The sequence below is a fragment of the Salmonella sp. SAL00653 genome, from assembly GCF_046552515.1.
Classification (GTDB): domain Bacteria; phylum Pseudomonadota; class Gammaproteobacteria; order Enterobacterales; family Enterobacteriaceae; genus Salmonella; species Salmonella enterica.
On record NZ_JBGDTY010000006.1, the window covers coordinates 49,556 to 67,925 of the forward strand.

The following is an 18,370-nucleotide window of genomic DNA, read 5'->3' on the forward strand; positions in this document are numbered from 1 at the left end:
GCGATGGTTTATCGGCGGCGATACGATCGCTGGGCGGAATTCACCTTATACAGATAGCGGCGCGACTCCGCAGATGGATGTCGGGTGGTTAATATCTGGTACACATCCCCCGGTGACATGCGGTTAATCATATTCGCGGCCTGAATCTTATCGTTCGAGAATACGCGTAATACGCTGCCTGCGCCGCCATTGTAGGCAGTAATGACCGCATAGCGCCGCGACGTCGGATTCTCAATACCGCTCAGATAGACATTATTCAACATTGCCAGATACGCTGTGCCGGTATCGATATTGCTGGCGGGGTCGAACAGGAAGTTACGGCTTGGCGTGCCGGACTTACCCTGAGAACGGAAAACATCTTTCCCGGCGCTGTGTTGCACCACCTGCATCAGGCCCAGCGCATCCGCGTGGCTGACCGCATACGGGTTAAACGAGGACTCCGTTTGCATAATCGCCAGAATCAGCGACTCGTCAACGCCGTATTTACGGGAGGCCTGGCGTACCATGCCAATGTATTTATGCGCGCGTTTATCAAGGTGGTTCGGCACCAGATTAATGGTGACGCTGTAAATAATACTCAGGCCGTTACTGCGGCTTTTGAGCCGCGTTTTCAGCAAGTAATCCGCGAATGTCGTGGCGCGGCCTTCCCAGCGAATAGGCTGGCCGGTATTGTCGAGGACCTGACCATACAGGAAGGGTTCTTTAGAAATTTTTATGTCATCGACATCGGAGTAAAGATCGACGGAGGTTGGGTCGTCACCCATGAGCAACGTTTTAATAATGGCCCGGCGCAGATGTGCGGTAGGTTCCGTCCCGGCGATGGTTTCAACGGTAATGGCCCCATCATCAAAGTTGATGTGGCTACGGGTCTGGAACTGATCGGTATATTTGACGTAGTCTTTCGGCCCGGCGATCAGGACTTCCTTATATCCCCACAGATTTTCAATATTGTTGGCAAATTGCCCCATCAAAATATCAAAGCCGTTGGTATCCTTGACCCAGGCTTCATTATACGTCTCGCCTTTTTTGGTCGAACTGGAGCAGGAGATGAGCAACGGCGCAATAACAGCAAGCGCGAGTAATTTTTTCATCATTCCGGGAGTGCATGTTGTGTTGTCGTTATGCCATGTTGCCGGGCAGCGGCGCTAAGGGCTTATCCGGCATAACTCACAGGCCGAATAAGCGCAGCGTCATTCAGCAACGGGCCTATTTTTTATCTTCCGGCGTATAACCTTCGATATGAACGTCTTTGCCTTCGAACAGGAAGCTCACCATCTCCTGTTCCAGCAGCTTACGGTGCTCGGCGTTCATCATGTTGAGCTTTTTCTCGTTAATCAACATGGTCTGCTTATGCTGCCACTGCGCCCACGCGTCCTTAGAGATCTCGTTATAGATACGTTTTCCCAGTTCGCCAGGGTAGAGCTGAAAATCTTGCCCTTCAGCGTCGCGTTGCAGGTAAGTACAAAAAATCGTTCTGCTCATAAGTCATCCTCTTCATCGACCGGGGCGTTAAACTGGCGCTCCGGTACGTAACTGCTGTAACAAGCGCTCCACGGGGGCCGCCAGTCCGACTGACGGCGGTTGCGCTAAGTTATACCAGAGCGCGCTGCCTTCATCCATGCAGGCGTCCAGTGACGACACGGGAAGCCACATAGGCACAATATCCAGGTGGAAATGGCTAAATGTGTGGCGAAACGCGTTAAGCTGGGTCAAATTATCAGCGTTAACATGCCGTTGCGCCAGCCATTCACGTAATTCATCTTCGCTGGCGAACTGCGGAAAGCAGTAGAGTCCGCCCCATAAACCGCTGGGAGGTCGCTGCGCCAGGAAAATCTCCTGATTATGCTGTAACAATAAAAAGTAACCCGTCCGCTCCGGCAACGTCTGTTTCGGTTTCTTGCCCGGATAGCGTGACCAGCTTTCATGCGCAGCGGCGATACAACCGTTTTGCAGCGGACACAGGGTGCACTTTGGCTTTGAACGCGTACAAACCATCGCGCCCAGATCCATCATCGCCTGATTAAAACGCTCCACGCCGCGTGCGGGCGTCACTTGCTCGCTCAACGTCCACAGCGTATTCTCCACCTCTTTTTTTCCAGGCCAGCCGCTAACAGCATAACAGCGAGCCAGCACACGTTTAACGTTTCCATCAAGAATCGGATAATGTTTACCTAACGCGAGGGAGAGAATTGCGCCGGCGGTTGAACGCCCGACGCCGGGTAGCGCGGCGATTTCGGCAAAAGTTTGCGGGAATTCTCCACCGTGAAGCGTCGCCACCTGTTGCGCCGCTTTATGCAAATTACGCGCGCGGGCGTAATAGCCGAGCCCGGTCCATAAATGGAGCACTTCATCCAGCGGCGCATTCGCTAAATCCGTCACTGTCGGAAAGCGCGCCATAAATCGCTCAAAGTAAGGAATCACCGTCGTCACCTGCGTTTGTTGCAACATGACTTCCGAGAGCCATACTTTGTAAGGCGTCTTGTTAATTTGCCAGGGCAGCGTTTTCCGCCCGTATTTGTCGTACCAGTCCAGAACCTGGGCTGAAAATTGAGACGCTTGCATGGAAACTCATTCATTATTGCCGGGGGCAAGATTGCAGCACAGAGGCCGCAGGGTGTAAACCGGAACTTTCCGCAGTGCGCTTCATGCTTGCATCCGGCAACTAACTTTGGATAATGCCCGTTTTCAGAACTCAAACACAGCAGACTACACTTTTATGAAAAACGACGTCATTTCACCGGAATTTGATGAAAACGGTCGCCCGCTGCGCCGTATTCGTAGTTTTGTTCGTCGCCAGGGGCGACTGACAAAGGGGCAAGAGCACGCGCTGGAAAACTACTGGCCGGTGATGGGCGTCGAGTTCAGCGAAGCGCCGGTAGATTTCGCCACGTTGTTTGGTCGCGAAGCGCCGGTGACGCTGGAGATTGGTTTTGGCATGGGGGCGTCTCTGGTGGCGATGGCGAAAGCGCGCCCGGAGCAGAATTTCCTCGGCATTGAAGTGCATTCACCCGGTGTCGGCGCGTGTCTGGCGTCCGCTCATGAAGAGGGCGTTGAAAACCTGCGCGTCATGTGCCATGACGCGGTAGAAGTGTTGCATAAAATGATTCCTGACAATTCTTTATCGATGGTTCAGCTCTTTTTCCCTGACCCGTGGCATAAAGCGCGTCATAATAAACGCCGTATCGTTCAGGTGCCGTTTGCTGAACTGGTATTGAGCAAGCTGAAATTGGGCGGCGTTTTCCATATGGCGACCGACTGGGAAGCGTATGCGGAACACATGCTTGAAGTCATGTCTTCTATCGACGGGTACAAAAATCTGTCAGAGAGCAATGATTATGTACCGCGCCCGGAATCGCGCCCGGTAACGAAATTTGAACAACGTGGCCATCGTCTTGGTCATGGCGTATGGGACTTAATGTTCGAGAGGGTGAAATAATGGCAAAGAACCGTAGTCGTCGTCTGCGTAAAAAAATGCACATTGACGAATTCCAGGAATTAGGATTTTCGGTGGCATGGCGTTTTCCGGAAGGTACATCTGAAGAGCAGGTCGATAAGACTGTCGATGACTTTATTAATGACGTTATTGAGCCTAATAAACTGGCGTTTGACGGCAGCGGCTACCTGGCCTGGGAAGGGCTGATTTGTATGCAGGAAATCGGTAAATGTACCGAAGAACATCAGGCGATTGTGCGTAAGTGGCTGGAAGCGCGCAACCTTGAAGAAGTCCGAACCAGCGAACTTTTCGACGTTTGGTGGGACTAATAAGTACAGGGTCGGCAAATGCCGGCCCGCTTTGTCTTGAGGGAAAGTTATGATGCGCAAAACGCTGCTGGCGGCAGTGCTAACGTTTACGGCGATGGCCGCTCATGCAGATTACAAATGCAGCGTCACGCCGCGTGACGATGTGATCCTGAGTCCACAAACGGTGCAGGTGAAAGGTGAAAATGGCAACCTGGTGATCACGCCGGACGGCAATGTGATGTACAACGGTAAGCAGTACACCCTTAGCGCCGCGCAGCGCGAGCAAGCGAAAGATTACCAGGCGGAACTGCGAAGCGCGCTGCCGTGGATTGATGAGGGCGCCCGATCGCGCGTCGAAAAAGGCCGCGTGGCGCTGGATAAAATCATCGCTAAAGAGGTGGGCGAAAGCAGCAACATGCGTAGCCGTCTGACGAAGCTTGATGCGCAATTAAAAGCGCAAATGAACCGCATTATCGAACATCGTACGGACGGCCTGACGTTCCACTATAAGGCTATCGACCAGGTGCGTGCCGACGGTCAGCAGTTGGTGAATCAGGCGATGGGCGGTATTTTGCAGGACAGCATTAACGAAATGGGCGCCAAAGCGGTGCTTAAAGGCGGCGGTAATCCTTTACAGGGCGTGATGGGCAGCCTCGGTGGTTTGCAAACCGCTATCCAGAACGAATGGAAAAATCAGGAGAAAGATTTCCAGCAGTTTGGCAAAGATGTCTGTAGCCGCGTAGTGACCTTAGAAGATAGCCGCAAAGCGCTGGTTGGCAGCCTGAAGTAATCTTTTCTTTTTAAACAATGGCGCAGATCGTATCTGCGCCTTTTTATTCTGTTTTTTCCTGCATTTTGTTATCCATATCTAAAAAATACTCTCTGTTGGATATATATCGCTGGTTAATCGTATGGCGTCACATTATTCGTCTGCAATATAGAGATAATGCGACCAGTTGACATAACTGGAGATATAACATGGAGTTTTTCAGGAAAACGGCATTAGCTGCTCTGGTAATGGGTTTCAGCGGCGCAGCGTTCGCTTTACCGAATATCACCATCTTAGCGACCGGCGGAACGATCGCTGGCGGTGGTGATTCAGCAACAAAATCAAATTATACGGCAGGTAAAGTCGGCGTCGAAAATCTGGTGGATGCCGTTCCTCAATTGAAGGACATTGCGGTAGTGAAAGGCGAGCAGGTCGTTAACATTGGCTCGCAGGATATGAACGATGAAGTCTGGCTCACGCTGGCGAAAAAAATCAATACCGAGTGCGACAGCACCGACGGTTTCGTGATCACCCACGGTACTGATACGATGGAAGAGACCGCTTATTTCCTCGATCTGACCGTGAAATGCAATAAACCGGTGGTACTGGTCGGCGCGATGCGTCCTTCCACGTCAATGAGCGCAGATGGCCCGTTCAACCTCTATAATGCGGTAGTAACAGCGGCTGATAAACAGTCTGCCAATCGCGGCGTGCTGGTGGTAATGAATGATACCGTCATGGACGGACGCGACGTCACTAAGACCAATACGACTGACGTGGCGACGTTTAAAGCGGTTAACTACGGCCCGCTGGGTTATATCCACAACGGTAAAATTGACTACCAGCGTACGCCAGAGCGTAAACATACCACCTCCACCCCGTTCGACGTGTCGAAGCTGACCGCGTTGCCGAAAGTCGGTATCGTTTATAACTATGCGAATGCGTCCGATCTGCCGGCAAAAGCGCTGGTAGACGCGGGTTATGACGGGATCGTGAGCGCAGGCGTGGGTAACGGCAACCTGTATAAAACGGTCTTTGATACCCTGGCGACCGCCGCGCACAACGGTACGGTAGTGGTGCGTTCTTCACGTGTGCCGACTGGCGCAACCACGCAGGATGCGGAAGTTGACGATGCAAAATACGGCTTTGTCGCTTCCGGCACGCTGAACCCGCAAAAAGCGCGTGTCTTACTGCAACTGGCGTTAACCCAGACTAAAGATCCAAAACAGATCCAGACGATGTTCAATCAGTATTAAAGATAATGCCCCGGTCGGAAGGCCGGGGCCATCTTTGGAAGACCTCTCGCACAACCAACACTATTATCTTGCTAATTATCATCCTGGTTATGATAATCGTGGGCGTCATGTCTCTGGACGGGAGGTCCACAAGTGGTTCGACAATGGATTGCTGGCGCAGCGCTATTTGCCCTGATTTCAGGCTATAGTTGGGCAGAGGTTGCTCAACCCTCCGATAACATCTTAAAAGAACAGTTTAGTAAGCAGTACCACGGCATACTTAAACTGGATTCCATTACCTTAAAAAATCTTGATTCGACGGGCAATCAGGCCACCTGGTTTGCCGAAGGGGATATTTCTTCCCGTGAAGATATGTATACCGGCGTTGGTATGGCGGCGGATTATTATTTTGTTGAAAAAACCTGGACCAAAGATCGTCCCGTTAAATTTTCTGCCATGTTAACCAGTAAAGGGACGCCAGCCTCTGGCTGGACGGTGAACTATTACTCATTACAAATGGCAGCCAGCGATCAGGGCCGGGCTATTGACGACATTAAAACGAATGATAAATACCTGATCGTCAACAGTGATGACTTTAACTATCGGTTTGGCAACATTGAAGCCTCCTGGCGTGCGCAGAAAGCGTCGATCCCCGGTCTTGAAGAACAACTCTCTGCCCTGGATAAGAAAATAGCGGTAGCTAAAAAAGAAGCGGACGCGTATTGGGGAAAAGGCGCTGATGGGAAACCGTTGACCCGCGCCGAGGCGTTTAAAAAGACGTTAAAAGAGCGCGATGATTATGTAAAAGCCAACGATAGCAGCGTATATGCCGAGAAATACGAAAAAGAGGTCTATCAACCGGCATTAGACGCGTGTCGTAAGCAGAGTGAGCCGTGCAATGAAGCGGCTATTCAGCAGAAAAGAGATTTAGACATACACGAGCAACGGCGGCAGGTATTTTTGAAATCAGAAGAGCTGCGTCGAAAAGCGCAGAATGACTGGATAACGTTAGAGAAAGGACAATATCCGCTGAATATAGCGGTACAGAAACTTCAGATGCAACAGAGTGATATCCGCATTAAAATTATGGATATTAATGACGGTTACGAGCGCTGGAAAAAAGATACGGACGATTTGCGTCGTAAAGGGGTTATTAAATAATGCGCTTGCCGGCGGCGCATTAACCGCCACAGGTCGGTAAGCGTCGCGCCATCAGGTATTTTACCCGCTGGCGCTACAGGCTTATTCCTTGTTATTCCGCGAGAAACAACTCAAGAAGATAGTTTAAAAACAGTTTACCGTGCCGGGTAATCTGCCAGTATTGCTCGCATTCGGTCAGGTAGCCCTGGGCAATAGCCCCGTCGATTGGCTGACGAATAACCGCTTCCGTAAGCCCGGTATAATCGACAAATTCGGCGCGAGGCGCGCGCTCCAGCAACCGAAAACGATTCATAAAGAACTCAAAGGGTTTATCGTCATCACTCACGTCACGCTGGCTTTCCAGGTAACGTCCCTGCATATAACCGCGTGGGTGACGGGTTTTGGTGGTGCGCAGGATCCTGCCGCCCGGGAAGGTGACTTTACCGTGGGCGCCGCAGCCAATACCCAGATAGTCGCCAAAGCGCCAGTAGTTCAGATTATGCTGGCACTGATAACCGGGTTTGGCATAGGCCGACGTTTCGTATTGCTGATAGCCAGCAGCGGTTAATAACTGGTGGCCCTGCTCAAAGATATCCCACAGAGCGTCATCGTCCGGTAAAACCGGCGGACGCGAACCGAACAGAGTGTTGGGTTCAATCGTCAATTGATACCATGAGAGATGCGGCGGATTAAGCGCAATTGCCTGTCGCAAATCGTTCAGCGCCTCTTCCAGCGTTTGGTCCGGCAATCCATGCATCAAGTCGAGGTTAAAGCTGCGTAGCCCAAGCCCATTTGCCAGTCTTGCTGCCCGCATCGCCTCTTGTGGACCGTGAATACGGCCAAGACGTTTCAGCTTAGGCTCACTAAAGCTCTGCACGCCAATGGAGATCCGGTTTACGCCGGCGCGCTGATAGTCGATGAAGCGGTCGGCTTCGACCGTGCCGGGGTTCGCTTCCATGGTAATTTCCGCATCCGCCGCCAGATTCAGGCGTGCACGCACGCCGTCCAGCAGCGTTTGCATCGCCGACCCGGAAAGCAGGCTTGGCGTACCGCCGCCAATAAAGATGGTCTTTACTTCACGCCCTTGCGCCCAGACGACGTCGGCATCCAGATCGCTTAACAGATGCTGGACGTAGTCGTCATGCGGCACCTCGCCCTTCAACGCATGGGAATTGAAGTCGCAATATGGACATTTTTGTACACACCAGGGAATATGAATATAAAGACTGAGCGGCGGTAGTTTAGCCATTGCGTAACGCATCCAGCAGCAGCTTGAGCGCTTGTCCACGGTGGGAAATCGCGCTTTTTTCTTCACGGGTCAGTTCTGCGGCGGTTTTGCCTTCAGACGGTACGAAGAAAATGGGATCATAGCCAAATCCGCCATTTCCGGCCGCCTGGCGAGTAATGACGCCAGGCCAGCTACCGTGACAGACTATCGGTGTGGGATCTTCCGCATGACGCAAATAAACCAGTACACAATGGAATCGCGCCTGGCGTTTGTCGTCCGGAACATCTCGTAGAGTATGCAGCAGTTTTTCCAGATTTTGCTGATCTGTCGCGTTTTCGCCAGAATAGCGCGCGGAATAGATACCCGGCGCGCCGCCTAAAACGTCAACGGCCAGACCGGAGTCATCGGCAATGGCGGGCAGACCGGTCATTTTAGCGGCATGGCGCGCTTTGAGAATCGCGTTTTCAATAAACGTCAGGCCGGTTTCTTCCGCGGAGTCAACGCCCAGTTCCGTTTGCGCTACCACATCAAGCCCAAAATCGCTTAACAGCGACGCGAGCTCGCGCACTTTACCGGCGTTGCCGGTTGCGAGAACAACTTTTTGCATGGAATACCTACTCAGTTAACGCCGTAATTTCCGGCGGGATCTGTTGCGGGTGAATAATTTTTACTTGTTTGTGACGGCCCAGCTCGCCTTTTTCGATGACGATCTGACTTTTCGCCACGCGAAACTGTTTACCGAGAAACTTGATCAGATGGCTGTTTGCCTGACCGTCAACCGGCGGGGCGGTAATGGCGACTTTCACCTCGTCGCCATGTAAGCCCACAATACTGTCGCGGCTGGCTTTCGGCTGAATATAAAGCCGTAACACCAGACCGTCTTCGCAGCGAGTCACAGCACTCATAACGCCATCCACAGCCCCGGCAACAACATGTTGCCTGTCGCTTGTAAGACTTCAGCGATCCCCATATTAACGACATACAGCAGCAGCACCAGAACCATCGGCGAGAAGTCGATGCCGCCCATCGCAGGCAGTATACGGCGAATCGGGCTGAGCAGCGGCTCGGCAAGCTGAATCAATACATATTCAATCGGGCTACGACCCTGGCTCACCCAGCTCATGATAGCCATGACCAGCAGCACCCAGAAGATCAGCAGGCCGATTGTTTTAAGTAAGATAAGCACCGCGGCAATCCAGATAATCGCCTGAAACGTAATTACCTTAAACAGCACTATCGCCTTAATAACGCTAAGAATAAACGCCACCAGCAGGGAAGCGCTGTCGATCGGCCCCATTGGTGGGATAATACGACGCAGCGGTCCGATGATGGGCTGCGTAATTTTCACCACGAACTGGGAGAAAGGGTTGTAAAAGTCACAGCGGGCCCACTGCATCCACACGCGCAATAATAGCACCATGGTATACAGCTCAATTACCGTTGAGAGCAGGAAGGTCAACGTATTCATGGCGTTCCTCAGTTTTCCTTAATTTTTTGTGTAATCACGAGCACCAAAGATAGCGGTGCCGATGCGCACCATTGTGCTACCTGCCGCAACCGCGGCTTCCATATCGTCGCTCATACCCAGAGATAAGGTATCAACGTCAGGGTAGCGCGCTTTCAGCCCGGCAAATGCTACAGCCATTTGACGTGCGACTTCAAACTGCCTTACATAATCTGACTCTGGCGCCGGGATCGCCATCAGTCCGCGAAGCCGCAGACGCGGCAGTGTAGCCACCGCCGCGGCCAGCTCATCCAGTTCCGCCAGCGGAATGCCTGATTTGCTGTTTTCATCGCTGATATTAATTTGGATCAGAACATTTAGCGCCGGCAGATTATCCGGACGCTGTTCGCTCAGCCGCGAGGCGATACGCAGGCGATCGATGGTATGACACCAGTCAAAATGCTCGGCCACCAGCCGACTTTTGTTGGACTGTAAAGGGCCTATAAAGTGCCAGTGCAGGCCTTCCACTTTCGCTTCCTGAAAGTGGCGGATTTTTTCCACCCCCTCTTGTACATAATTTTCACCAAATGCCCGTTGTCCGGCGGCAATGGCTTCTGCGATGTCGCTCGCAGGTTTGGTTTTACTCACTGCAAGCAACGTAACTTCTTCTGAAGAGCGGCCGCAACGCGTCGCCGCGGCGGAGATTTTGTCCCGGATGTATGCCAGGTTATGCGCGATATCGTTCATTTTCCGAGGATGTTTATATGAATATGGAAGAAATTGTGACGCTTAGTGTAAAGCATAACGTCTCGGATCTACACCTGTGTAACGCCTGGCCTGCGCGATGGCGCAAACAAGGACGCATGGAGACAGCGCCTTTTACCGCGCCTGATGTCGACAGGCTTCTGCTTGATTGGCTTAATGATGCGCAACAATATCAGTGGCGAACGCACGGCCAGCTTGATTTCGCCGTCTCGCTGTCTGGCACGCGGCGCCTGCGCGCCAGTGCGTTCACACATCAACAGGGAACGTCGCTGGCGCTACGGCTATTGCCCGAGCGTTGTCCTGATCTGGCGGAAATCCAGACGCTGCCGATAGTACCCGCACTGCTTGCCAGCGAGAACGGACTGATTCTGGTCACTGGCGCTACTGGCTGCGGGAAATCCACCACGCTGGCGGCGATGGTGGGATATCTTAATCAACATGCCGATAAACACATCCTGACGCTGGAAGATCCTATTGAGTACCGTTACACCAGCAAGCGTTGCCTGATACAGCAGCGGGAAATCGGCCAGCATTGCGCCACTTTTGCCGCCGGGCTGCGCGCAGCGTTGCGTGAAGATCCCGATGTCATTTTGCTGGGAGAGCTGCGTGACAGCGAGACCATTCGCCTGGCGCTGACGGCGGCGGAAACGGGGCATCTGGTACTGGCAACCCTGCATACTCGCGGTGCGGCGCAGGCGGTGGAAAGATTAGTGGATAGTTTTCCGGCGCAGGAAAAAGAACCGGTACGCAGCCAACTGGCGGGTAGTCTGCGCGCCGTACTATCACAAAAACTGGAGGTCGACAGACAGGATGGGCGCGTGGCGTTGTTTGAATTACTGATTAATACGCCAGCCACAGGGAATTTGATCCGTGAAGGCAAACTCCATCAGTTGGCCCACGTGATACAAACCGGGCAGCAGCAGGGGATGATGACATTCGCCCAGAGCGCGCAATGGCGTCAGGCGCAGGGACGACTGTAGCGAAGATGGCGGCGTAGGGGGGGAGGAAAGTGTTGACTGGCGCGGTGGATTGAACGGCATGCAGGCTTGTATCCTGGCGAACCGGCGTTAAAATCGCAGCTTTGTTAAAACCACAGCGAAGCCATTTAACGATGTCATCACAACCGAATCAAAGCCTGATAGATGGCATTCGCTGTCTGCAATATCTGGTTTCCAGCGACCGTGCTATCGGATGTCGCGAGCTTGCCCGGCTGATGGATATTAATACCACGCGCGTTAATCGCCTGTTAATGACGATGGCCTCTATTAGACTCACGATGCAGGATGAGCACCGACGCTATTTACCCGGGCCAGGCATTCATGCTTTGGCAGCGCAGGCGATTCGTGGTTCAGCGCTGTTCTCCCATGCGTTGCCTATCCTTGAACGCCATGCGCCCAAAGACATCGTGGTGGCATTAGGCGTGCTATGGGAAGACCAGATTATCTATATTTATCACTCTACGCCGGGTTCGCAGGGAAGTCAGGCGCTGGCGGGGTTTCGCATGTGCCCGGCCTGGCAGTCGGTAACAGGAGTGGCGTTACTGGCGGCAGAAAGCGATGAGGCGCTAATGCAGCGTTTTACTCCGGAGCAGTGGCGTAATCTGGCGCCGCATGTGGCGCAGCAGCGCCAGCGGGGATACGTGCTGTGGCATCACGCTGATGGTGAAGTTTCTATGGCGCAACCGCTAGACAAGCACGCCGCAGCGCTGGCCTTTGCGGGAATGTGGCGGATTGATGAGGCGGAGGCGGCTGCGCGTTTACAGGCGTTGAAGGCATTAAACCAGCTTATTGCCCAGTAAGCCTGGCAACCGTGACCGCGTTATCCGCCTGCTGACAAAAACGGCTTTAATACCCCTGTTCAAAATAGCTTTCGAGGATAATCACGGCGGAGGCCGAGTCCACTTTGCCTTTGTTCAGCGCGCGATACCCACCTCGTTCAAACAGACCGGAGCGTGCTTCAACGGTGCTGAGTCGTTCATCGTGCAGCGTGACAGTTACCCCGAAACGCCCATGAATACGGTTGGCGAATTTACGTGCGCGCGCCGTCAGCGGTTGTTCAGTGCCATCCATATTGAGCGGTAGCCCGACAATAATTTCGTCCGGCTGCCACTCTTTCAGCAAACGTTCAATGAGCGTCCAGTCGGGCGTTCCGTCCTGTGCTTTGATTGCCGGAAGCGGACGGGCGGTGCCGGTAATGCGTTGTCCTATTGCAACGCCGATGCTTTTTGTGCCGAAGTCAAAGGCCAGTAAGGTGTCGCTCATCAGGCGTGCCCCGCAACGCCAGGCATGGTCAGAATATCAATGCCAATAAGTTTTGCCGCTTCGCGCCAGCGCTCGGCAATGGGCGTTTTGAACAAAATATTGAGATCGGCGGGCGCGGTAAGCCAGGCGTTATCAAGCAGCTCTTGTTCAAGCTGGCCTTTATCCCAGGAGGCGTAGCCCAGCGCGACCAGTACATCGGAGGGCTGTTGTTGGGTACCTAACGTTTCCAGCACATCGCGGGAGGTGGTAATCACGGTATTGTCTGAGATACGAATGCTGGAGGCGAAACGTGACGGCGGAGTATGGAGAATAAATCCGCGATCTTCCGCCAGCGGGCCGCCGAGCATCACGGCTTTATCAAGACGAATTGCCGAATCGCGCGGTTCCGGCGTAATTTTTAGTTTTTCCAGAATCCCTTCAATTTGCAGATTTTCCAAAGGCTTATTAACAATAATCCCCATAGCGCCGTCCTGGTTGTGCTCGCAAATATACACCACGGAACGGCGGAAAATCGGGTCCTGGAGTGCAGGCATGGCAATAAGAAAGTGATGCTGTAAATTCATTGTCAGAGGTTCTGTTTCCTGGTTCAAAAAAACGACAGCGTTCAGTATGTGGGGAAAGCGGACGGTTGTCACTCATATAAGCCGTCTTTTGCCAAAGGACGGCTGCCTTATCGGGCAATAGATTGCCGGATGGCGATGCTGATGCGCCGCCTTATCCGACCGGGGCGGCGTAATTGCTCAGGCCCGGTAAGCGCACGCCACCGGGCAATAAACCTTTACTTCGCCAGACGCGCTTCGATGGCGTCCATCAACATCCCGGTGATAGAGATCGGGTATTCCGCTTCAATTTCACGCACGCAGGTTGGGCTGGTCACGTTAATTTCCGTTAAGCGGTCGCCGATAATATCCAGACCGACGAAAATAAGCCCTTTGGCTTTAAGCGTTGGCCCAACGCGGCGGGCGATTTCCCAGTCGCTTTCGCTCAACGGACGGGGTTCGCCGCGACCACCAGCCGCCAGGTTGCCGCGGGTTTCGCCGCCCTGCGGAATACGCGCCAGGCAGTAAGGCACCGGCTCGCCGTCGACGACCAGGACGCGCTTATCGCCATCTTTGATCGCGGGCAAATAGTTCTGTGCCATGCAGTAGCGGTTGCCCAGCTCGGTCAGCGTTTCGGCAATAACGCCTATGTTAGGATCGCCTTCCTTAACGCGGAAAATGGACGCACCGCCCATACCGTCCAGCGGTTTCATAATGATATCGCCGTGCTTTTCCCAAAACGCTTTGAGCTGCGCTTTATTGCGCGTTACCAGCGTTTCCGGCGTCAGATCGGCAAACCAGGCGGTATACAGTTTTTCATTACAGTCGCGCAGGCTTTGCGGTTTGTTGACGATAAGCGTCCCTTCTTCTTCAGCGCGTTCCAGAATATAGGTCGCATAAATAAACTCGGTATCAAACGGCGGATCTTTACGCATCAGGATAACGTCGAGGTCGGCAAGTTTAATCTCCTGCTCGCTGCCGAACTCGTACCATTTATCGTAATTTTGCTCCACGTTCAACGTTCGCGTGCGGGCGCGGGCTTCGCCGTTAATCAGATAAAGGTCGGCCATCTCCATATAATGAAGTTCATAACCACGACGTTGGGCTTCCAGCAGCATGGCGAAACTGGTGTCTTTCTTGATGTTGATGTGTGCGATGGGGTCCATCACGATGCCGAGCTTGATCATTATTTTCTCCGTTAACGCTCCATCCTAAGTCGCCAAAACGCACCTGTAGCGCGGTAATGGCGGTGAGCGCGGTTGTCTCAGTACGCAGAACGCGAGGTCCTAACAGAATATCAGTAAACTGATAGCGCGCGGTCATCGCGATTTCGTCCGCCGACAGCCCGCCTTCCGGGCCGATCAGCAGTCGGACGCGTTCAACCGGCAGCGGCAGAGTGTTGATGCTGGCATGGGCGCGCGGATGAAAATTGAGCTTCAGCCCGGAATCTTGCTCGGCGCACCAGGCTTCCAGCGCCATCGGCGGGCGAATTTCCGGCACCCGGTTACGCCCGCATTGTTCGCAGGCGGCGATGGCGATCTTTTGCCACTGCTGGCGCTTTTTGTTCAGACGTTCATTATCCAGTTTAACGCCACAGCGCTCAGAGAACAGTGGCGTAATGAGGCTTACACCTAGTTCGATCGATTTCTGGATAGTAAATTCCATTTTTTCACCGCGCGACATCACCTGGCCCAGATGGATATGTAGCGGCGATTCACGATCGTCGATTTCGCCTTTCATCACTTGCACTTCAACGCTTTTCTTACTGGCGCTAATGATTTCAGCATCGAATACCTGATTGCTGCCGTCAAACAGCTGTAACGCTTGTCCCGGTCCCATGCGCAGTACACGACCAATATGGTTGGCCGCATCTTCGCATAACGAAATCTGCGTACCGGACGTCAACAATTCAGGGTGATAAATGCGGGGAATACGCATAATAAAAAAATCCGCGTCATGGCCCCGGCGTTTGGCTATCCAGGGCATGGGTTAACAAGAATCCCGCTAGTGTAGGTTAGCTCTTTCGCGCCTGGCAAGCGCGTTGCACATAGGGATTATGATTACCCTGGACCTTCGCGATACGCGCATCGCGCTCGCACTCCCAGGCGGTAACGGGGTACTGCTTATCCCAGACGTTAAAAAGCTGCGTTTGTTGGCGGGAAAGTTTCAGTTGGTATTGGTCGCGCATATAAAAATAAGTGCGGGCGATTGCGCCACGGGCGCGGGCGGGCGGCTCGGCGAGCTTCGCTTTGAAATCCACTTTCATGGCGCACTGCCCGTACTGACCTTCGCCGCCGTTCCACTGGCTATACATAAAGTTGCCGCGATCGCCATTCACTTCGCCAATCGCGGGTTGTAGGTTATGCATATCGCTTTCCATTTTGCGGTAGACCGGGTCTTTAGCGCAGTTTTTTCGCCCGCCGTCCTGCCAGCACTGGCGCTGATGACCGAATTGCCAGGCGGGGACAACGTGCTCCCACTCAATGCGTCTGGCGCGATTCTCGTTTTTACGCACCTTATAGCCGCAGGACTCCAGGTCTACGACGCCTTTTTTACCCTGCCAGCGGATTTGGCACCCGCAGTAAAAGCTGCCGGGCGCGTCGGCATTGACTTTGACGCTCGCCGCTTTGGCCTGAGAAAAATTGTTAATGCCATCGGCCAGGGCCTGGCCTGAAAACGCTGCGGCCAGCAACACAGCGGCAAAAGAGAAATTACGGTACATTGCACACTCCATAGCAAAACGAGCCCGCAACGTAACGAAAGTTGTGTCTGTATGCAATCAGTCCGCTCAGGAAAGTTCCCGGACGTTTCGGGAAACTACCCGGCGACCAGTGGTTTGCCGCAGCGAACGCAACGATAAACCGCTTCGCCGCGTACTACGCGGTTATGACGGCGGACGGTGAGTTGATGTTGCTGGCATTGGCAATGGTAGGGAAAGGTATTGCGCCGTACGGATTGCAGCGCAAATTGATGAGTACGTCTGGCCGGAACGCCCAGCACGCTTTCCATCATCCACTTCCATTCCTTGCCATGCGGAGCCTTGCGTCCGAAGTGCTTCCACACCAACAGATGCGCCAGTTCATGCGGCACGACCTCTGCTATAAAGGTGTCGATGTTTTCCAGCAGTAACACCGGGTTGAGGCGGATTTCGTAGCTCTCCAGCCAGGCGGTGCCCGCCGAGGTGCCGCGTTGCGTATACACCAGTTTCGGCTCCGGATAATGTCTATCGAGCTTGAGGTTCGCCTGGGCGAGATTTTCCCGCAGACGGCGCATCACGGCCTGCTGGATAGCGATAGGGAGACGAGGGGTTTTCATAGCGGCAGAGAATAGTGCGACGGAAGAGGGACTGCAAGAAAAACGCTTCCTCCTGTGGCAGGAGGAAGCGTGGAGGGATTAGTCGTGGGCGCCGATTTCGCGCAGTTTACGACCTTTCATCAGGTTACGTTCAATGTGTTCCAGCGAAACGTGTTTGGTTTCCGGCACCAGCCACAGGGTCAGCAGGATAAACAGCACGTTCAGGCCAGCGTAGACCCAGAAGGTGTTGGCGTTACCCAGATTGTTCAGCATGGTCAGGAACGTTGCGCCGACGATCATATTGGCGATCCAGTTGGTCGCGGTGGAGCAGGTGATGCCGAAATCGCGGCCTTTCAGCGGCTGGATTTCGGAGCACAGTACCCAAATCAGCGGACCAGCGCTCATCGCAAATCCAATGATGAACATCAGCAGCATAGCGATAGCGAAGTATTGCGCAGACGGCGAATGGATGCCTATGTGCATCATCGTACCCAGAATCCCCATACCAATCGCCATGACCAGGAAGCCCAGCGTCAGGGTCGGCTTGCGGCCCCAGCGGTCAACCAGGCCGATAGCGATGAAGGTTGCCAGCACGTTAGTCAGACCAACAATAACGGTGCCCCACATCTGCTCCGTGGTATTCGTGTACCCCGCCAGTTCGAAGATTTTCGGCGCGTAATACATGATGACGTTCATCCCGGTAAATTGCTGCATGACCTGCAACAAAATGCCAAGAAACACGGCGCGGCGGAAGTTGCTGTTCTCTTTGAACAGCGCCCAACCGCTCTGTTTAACCTGCAAACTTTCGCGAATTTCATCGAGCTCACGTTTTGCTTCCGCACTGGTGTCACGCAGGCGCAACAGGACGCGTTCAGCATCATGGAAACGGCGTTTCGCCGCAAACCAGCGCGGGCTGTCCGGCAGGAAGAAGACGCCGATCAGCAGCAAAATGGCTGGGATGATGATCACGCCGAGCATCCAGCGCCATGCGCCGCTGTAGCTGAACGCGGTGTCGGACAGATAAGCGCCCAGAATCCCGATGGTGATCATGAGCTGGTACATTGAGATCATACTGCCGCGAATTTTTTCCGGCGCGATCTCTGACAGGTACAACGGTGCAGTGTAGGAAGCGACGCCGACGGCCAGACCCAGCAGCACGCGAGAAATAATCAGGACTTCAACGTTAGGCGCCGCAGCGGAGAACAGCGAACCGGCGACGAACAGGATAGCGCCGATCATCAGGCTTTTTTTACGACCCAGCTTAAAGGAGAGCCAGCCGCTGCCGACAGCGCCGACGGCAGCGCCAAACATCATGGAGCTGACCACCCATTCCTGAGTGTGTGCGGTAATCTGAAACTCGTCGGTAATGAAGGGTAAAGCACCGGCGATAACGCCGATATCCAGGCCAAAAAGTAATCCTGCCAGGGCTGCAAGAAAGCAGACAAAAAATGTCATGGCCTTGTTGGAATGCCCTTGTTTTTTATTGTCAGGCATTATGCCCTCCGGTTGGGTTAGCAATTTTATCGATGTTAAGAGTAGGTGAGTACGCCGTAAAAAGATGTGAGGCTAATCACAATGGTGTAATCGTTTACACTACTATTTATCTCGGTGATTATTTAATTATCTGAAAAATAATAGTTTTAATAATCTTATAACCATATCAATCGCCTGGTATTCAGACAAAGTTGAAAAATTATGTAATATTTTCATCGCAGAATTAGCATACCGATAGTGATGTAGTCAGTTCTTAATGAAAATGAATGTAACCGCTTTCATGATGACTGAAACTGAATGATAAAAAGTGTAGTCGAAGAAACGAAAGGGGAGAGTGGATTGTGCTGCGCATCACAAAAAGGTCAGTATAAATTCACGCTGGAATATCTGATAACGTTGCGTGTATCAGCAATGATAAAGGCCAGCAGAGCGCTGGCCTTGATAAGTACGGTATGGTTTC

At 53.1% G+C, this 18,370-nt stretch carries 21 protein-coding genes and 1 pseudogene; 7 read left to right on the forward strand and 15 right to left on the reverse strand.

Features of this window, described 5'->3' with window-relative positions; translation table 11 throughout:
- Window positions 1–8 precede the first annotated feature (8 nt).
- The 3 genes from mltC to mutY all read right to left on the reverse strand — a co-directional run bounded on the left by mltC (window position 9) and on the right by mutY (window position 2,562).
- Complete coding sequence (mltC, locus tag ACLJRU_RS09105) at window positions 9–1,094, reverse strand: membrane-bound lytic murein transglycosylase MltC (RefSeq protein ID WP_001540896.1); 1,086 nt, start codon at window positions 1,092–1,094, stop codon at window positions 9–11.
- Between the two features lie 112 nt (window positions 1,095–1,206).
- The gene (locus ACLJRU_RS09110) at window positions 1,207–1,482 is read right to left on the reverse strand and encodes an oxidative damage protection protein (protein WP_000091706.1); all 276 of its coding nucleotides are present in this window, start codon (window positions 1,480–1,482) and stop codon (window positions 1,207–1,209) included.
- 27 nt (window positions 1,483–1,509) lie between these two features.
- On the reverse strand, window positions 1,510–2,562 hold the full coding sequence (mutY, locus tag ACLJRU_RS09115) for an A/G-specific adenine glycosylase (protein ID WP_001148959.1): 1,053 nt from the start codon (window positions 2,560–2,562) through the stop codon (window positions 1,510–1,512).
- A gap of 154 nt (window positions 2,563–2,716) precedes the next feature.
- Between mutY and trmB the strand changes: the two genes are divergently transcribed.
- From trmB to ACLJRU_RS09140, 5 genes are all read left to right on the forward strand, one after another.
- The gene (trmB, locus tag ACLJRU_RS09120) at window positions 2,717–3,436 is read left to right on the forward strand and encodes a tRNA (guanosine(46)-N7)-methyltransferase TrmB (RefSeq protein WP_000786890.1); all 720 of its coding nucleotides are present in this window, start codon (window positions 2,717–2,719) and stop codon (window positions 3,434–3,436) included.
- Window positions 3,436–3,762 (forward strand): YggL family protein, encoded by a 327-nt coding sequence (locus tag ACLJRU_RS09125; protein WP_001107574.1) that lies wholly within the window; start codon window positions 3,436–3,438, stop codon window positions 3,760–3,762. The genes trmB and ACLJRU_RS09125 overlap by 1 nt, the downstream gene beginning before the upstream one ends.
- Window positions 3,763–3,811: 49 nt before the next feature.
- The gene (locus ACLJRU_RS09130) at window positions 3,812–4,531 is read left to right on the forward strand and encodes a DUF2884 domain-containing protein (RefSeq protein WP_000984827.1); all 720 of its coding nucleotides are present in this window, start codon (window positions 3,812–3,814) and stop codon (window positions 4,529–4,531) included.
- Window positions 4,532–4,719: 188 nt separating this feature from the next.
- A complete protein-coding gene (ansB, locus tag ACLJRU_RS09135; protein WP_000394189.1) occupies window positions 4,720–5,766 on the forward strand; it encodes an L-asparaginase 2 in 1,047 nt (348 codons plus the stop codon).
- Between the two features lie 132 nt (window positions 5,767–5,898).
- The gene (locus tag ACLJRU_RS09140; protein WP_000252192.1) at window positions 5,899–6,906 is read left to right on the forward strand and encodes a DUF1202 domain-containing protein; all 1,008 of its coding nucleotides are present in this window, start codon (window positions 5,899–5,901) and stop codon (window positions 6,904–6,906) included.
- A 91-nt stretch (window positions 6,907–6,997) separates the two neighbouring features.
- Here the strand turns inward: ACLJRU_RS09140 and hemW are convergent, their stop codons facing one another.
- Genes hemW through ACLJRU_RS09165 form a run of 5 tightly spaced genes read right to left on the reverse strand, consistent with a single transcriptional unit; the run spans window position 6,998 to window position 10,304 of the window.
- Window positions 6,998–8,134 carry a radical SAM family heme chaperone HemW gene (gene hemW / locus ACLJRU_RS09145; RefSeq protein WP_023235234.1) on the reverse strand — a complete coding sequence of 379 codons (1,137 nt, stop codon included), beginning with the start codon at window positions 8,132–8,134 and terminating at the stop codon, window positions 6,998–7,000.
- Window positions 8,127–8,720: an XTP/dITP diphosphatase gene (locus tag ACLJRU_RS09150; RefSeq protein WP_001174769.1), complete on the reverse strand. Its 594-nt coding sequence runs from the start codon at window positions 8,718–8,720 to the stop codon at window positions 8,127–8,129. The genes hemW and ACLJRU_RS09150 overlap by 8 nt, the downstream gene beginning before the upstream one ends.
- A gap of 7 nt (window positions 8,721–8,727) precedes the next feature.
- Window positions 8,728–9,018 carry a DUF167 family protein YggU gene (yggU, locus tag ACLJRU_RS09155; protein ID WP_001277204.1) on the reverse strand — a complete coding sequence of 97 codons (291 nt, stop codon included), beginning with the start codon at window positions 9,016–9,018 and terminating at the stop codon, window positions 8,728–8,730.
- Window positions 9,015–9,581 (reverse strand): YggT family protein, encoded by a 567-nt coding sequence (locus ACLJRU_RS09160; RefSeq protein ID WP_001094848.1) that lies wholly within the window; start codon window positions 9,579–9,581, stop codon window positions 9,015–9,017. The genes yggU and ACLJRU_RS09160 overlap by 4 nt, the downstream gene beginning before the upstream one ends.
- Window positions 9,582–9,599: 18 nt before the next feature.
- Complete coding sequence (locus tag ACLJRU_RS09165; protein ID WP_023235233.1) at window positions 9,600–10,304, reverse strand: YggS family pyridoxal phosphate-dependent enzyme; 705 nt, start codon at window positions 10,302–10,304, stop codon at window positions 9,600–9,602.
- Between the two features lie 17 nt (window positions 10,305–10,321).
- Here ACLJRU_RS09165 and ACLJRU_RS09170 point away from each other — a divergent pair, with 17 nt between their 5' ends.
- Both ACLJRU_RS09170 and ACLJRU_RS09175 read left to right on the forward strand, forming a co-directional pair.
- Window positions 10,322–11,302 carry a type IV pilus twitching motility protein PilT gene (locus ACLJRU_RS09170; protein WP_001540889.1) on the forward strand — a complete coding sequence of 327 codons (981 nt, stop codon included), beginning with the start codon at window positions 10,322–10,324 and terminating at the stop codon, window positions 11,300–11,302.
- Window positions 11,303–11,433: 131 nt separating this feature from the next.
- A complete protein-coding gene (locus ACLJRU_RS09175; protein ID WP_000098341.1) occupies window positions 11,434–12,120 on the forward strand; it encodes an IclR family transcriptional regulator in 687 nt (228 codons plus the stop codon).
- A gap of 46 nt (window positions 12,121–12,166) precedes the next feature.
- Here ACLJRU_RS09175 and ruvX read toward each other — a convergent pair whose 3' ends face one another.
- From ruvX to galP, 7 genes and pseudogenes are all read right to left on the reverse strand, one after another.
- Window positions 12,167–12,583 carry a Holliday junction resolvase RuvX gene (gene ruvX, locus ACLJRU_RS09180; protein ID WP_001285491.1) on the reverse strand — a complete coding sequence of 139 codons (417 nt, stop codon included), beginning with the start codon at window positions 12,581–12,583 and terminating at the stop codon, window positions 12,167–12,169.
- Complete coding sequence (locus ACLJRU_RS09185; RefSeq protein WP_001053171.1) at window positions 12,583–13,146, reverse strand: YqgE/AlgH family protein; 564 nt, start codon at window positions 13,144–13,146, stop codon at window positions 12,583–12,585. The genes ruvX and ACLJRU_RS09185 overlap by 1 nt, the downstream gene beginning before the upstream one ends.
- A gap of 215 nt (window positions 13,147–13,361) precedes the next feature.
- Complete coding sequence (gshB, locus tag ACLJRU_RS09190) at window positions 13,362–14,309, reverse strand: glutathione synthase (RefSeq protein ID WP_000593243.1); 948 nt, start codon at window positions 14,307–14,309, stop codon at window positions 13,362–13,364.
- A 22-nt stretch (window positions 14,310–14,331) separates the two neighbouring features.
- Window positions 14,332–15,060: pseudogene (gene rsmE / locus ACLJRU_RS09195) on the reverse strand (16S rRNA (uracil(1498)-N(3))-methyltransferase); the annotation flags it as partial.
- A 76-nt stretch (window positions 15,061–15,136) separates the two neighbouring features.
- Window positions 15,137–15,844 (reverse strand): deoxyribonuclease I, encoded by a 708-nt coding sequence (endA, locus tag ACLJRU_RS09200; RefSeq protein WP_000286133.1) that lies wholly within the window; start codon window positions 15,842–15,844, stop codon window positions 15,137–15,139.
- Window positions 15,845–15,939: 95 nt separating this feature from the next.
- Complete coding sequence (locus tag ACLJRU_RS09205) at window positions 15,940–16,437, reverse strand: SprT family zinc-dependent metalloprotease (RefSeq protein ID WP_001540885.1); 498 nt, start codon at window positions 16,435–16,437, stop codon at window positions 15,940–15,942.
- A 78-nt stretch (window positions 16,438–16,515) separates the two neighbouring features.
- Window positions 16,516–17,910: a galactose/proton symporter gene (gene galP / locus ACLJRU_RS09210; RefSeq protein ID WP_187790639.1), complete on the reverse strand. Its 1,395-nt coding sequence runs from the start codon at window positions 17,908–17,910 to the stop codon at window positions 16,516–16,518.
- Window positions 17,911–18,370 lie beyond the last annotated feature (460 nt).